Source organism: Finegoldia magna, from assembly GCF_018371055.1.
Classification (GTDB): Bacteria; Bacillota; Clostridia; order Tissierellales; family Peptoniphilaceae; genus Finegoldia; species Finegoldia magna_I.
On the sequence record NZ_JAGYZD010000261.1, the window covers coordinates 1 to 2,256 of the forward strand.

Consider the following 2,256-nt stretch of genomic DNA (forward strand, 5'->3'; position numbering starts at 1 on the left):
CTATCTTGTTCACCAAGAAATCGTGGTTAGAAGAAGAACGCAATTTGATTTGAACAAGGCGAAGGCGAGAATTCACATTGTAGAAGGATTGTTGAAAGCCATCGACAACATCGATGAAATCATCCACATTATCAGAACAAGTTATGATGATGCGCTTGAAAAATTGATGCAAAGATTTGATTTTTCAGAAATCCAAGCCCAAGCGATTTTGGACATGAGACTTAAAAGACTACAAGGTTTGGAAAAAGAAAAGCTACAATCTGAATTTGACGAATTGACTGCTTTGATTGAAAAATTGACAGAAATTTTGAATAACAGACATTTGCTTTTGAACATAATCAAAGAAGAATTGACAGAAATCAAAACAAAATACTCCGACGATAGAAGAACTAAAATCCTAAGAGATGAAGGTGATTTTGAAGAAGAAGAACTTTTGGAAGAAGAAGACATGTTCATCACTATCACTAACAAAGGCTACATCAAACGAATTTCCACAGATGCATACAAAGTTCAACACAGAGGTGGACGTGGTGTGAATGCAATGGGAATGAAAGACGGAGATTTCATAAAGGATATGTTCGCAACTACAACTCACCAAGATTTGTTGTTCTTCACTAATAAAGGAAAAGTTTACTCATTAAAAGCGTACGAAGTGCCAGAAGCAAGCCGTACAGCAAGAGGTTCCAACATCATTAACTTAATCCAAATCGATGCCGATGAAAATGTAACACAAGTATTGGCATTGGATAAGGACAAGGAAGACGACCAATTTATAATATTCATTACTAAAAATGGTAAGGTCAAGAAGACTTCACTAAGTCTCTACGAAAATATCAGAAAAACTGGTATAATCGCAATCAAATTCGATGAAGGTGACGAATTAATCGATGTAAAACTTGTCGAAAAGAATGAAAATGTGATTATCGTCACTAAAAAAGGTATGAGCTTGCAATTTAATGTGGATCAACTAAGAGATTTATCCAGAAATGCAATCGGAGTTAAGGCTATCACACTTAACAAAGACGACGAAGTTATTTCATTTGATTTGGTAAAAGACAATGAATTCTTGGCAGTAATCAGTGAAAATGGTTACGGTAAGAAGACTGAATTATCCAACTACACTACTCAAAACAGAGGTGGAAAGGGAATCAGAACTTACAAAATCGCCAAGAAAACAGGAGATGTAGCGTGTGCTAAGGCATTGAAAAACGAAGATGAGATACTTTTGATTAGCAAAAAAGCTGAGGTTATCAGAATAAAAGCAGAAGGAATATCTACACTTTCAAGAAATACATCTGGTGTATTGTTGAAAAACACTGACAAAGGCGAAGATGCCATAGTAGCAGTAGCCAAGTATTTTGAAGAATAAGGAGAAAAATTTATGCAATTAAACTACGATATAGTCACAAAAGACGAGATAATTGTAAGAATTCAAGGCGATTTGGATATCAATACTTGCGACGAATTCAGAGATGATTTACTAGAAGAATACAAGAAAAACCCAAAAGACATCAGAATTGAAGCGACAGATCTTTCATTTATAGATTCAACAGGACTTGGAGCTTTGATTAAAGTGTACAATGAAATAAGAGACAATAACCACAAAATCTACATTGACAACATCAAAAAACACGTCAATAAAGTGTTCACGATAACAGAAATGGACAAGATTTTCGTGATAAAGGAGATATAATGGAAGAATTCAGATTAAGTTTTCAAAATGAAAAGGAAAATGTATCTCTTATAAGACTTTCATCTTCATTCGTAGCGATGAAGTGTGGATTTTCGTTGGATGATATTGAAGACATCAAATTGTGTGCGACTGAATGCTTAAATTTGCAAAGAAACAGATCCGAAATCATAGACTGTACTATGATTATTGAAGATGATAACATGCAATTAATCTTCAAATTAGATGGATTTAATCCACGTGAAAACAACGAAAAGGACGAAATATCAGAAATGATTATCCAATCATTAATGGATGAATACGAAATCAATGGAAGTGAGATAAAAGTAATCAAGAATAGGAAATAATATTATGGCGAATAAATCAATTAGTAAAGAAGAACAGGAGAATATTAAAGAATTATTCTTGAAATTCCAAGAAACACGAGATAAGAAAATAAGGGATACTCTCGTTGAAAAAAACCTGTATATCGCTGAAATATTGGCAAAAAAATACACAGGAAGGGGAATCGAATACGATGATTTGTACCAAGTCGCATGTATCGGACTAATCCTTGCGATTGACCG

The 2,256-nt window shown here is 34.0% G+C and carries 4 protein-coding genes; all 4 read left to right on the forward strand.

Annotation, left to right across the window (positions count from 1 at the left end; translation table 11 throughout):
- Positions 1 to 1,369: DNA gyrase C-terminal beta-propeller domain-containing protein (locus tag KHW44_RS08840; protein WP_304068584.1), on the forward strand; the 1,369-nt coding region annotated here is incomplete at its 5' end.
- Positions 1,370 to 1,381: 12 nt separating this feature from the next.
- A complete protein-coding gene (locus KHW44_RS08845) occupies positions 1,382 to 1,693 on the forward strand; it encodes an STAS domain-containing protein (RefSeq protein ID WP_294685473.1) in 312 nt (103 codons plus the stop codon).
- On the forward strand, positions 1,693 to 2,037 hold the full coding sequence (locus KHW44_RS08850) for an anti-sigma factor (RefSeq protein ID WP_294685472.1): 345 nt from the start codon (positions 1,693 to 1,695) through the stop codon (positions 2,035 to 2,037). The genes KHW44_RS08845 and KHW44_RS08850 overlap by 1 nt, the downstream gene beginning before the upstream one ends.
- A 4-nt stretch (positions 2,038 to 2,041) precedes the next feature.
- Positions 2,042 to 2,256: sigma factor (locus KHW44_RS08855; RefSeq protein ID WP_304068591.1), on the forward strand; the 215-nt coding region annotated here is incomplete at its 3' end.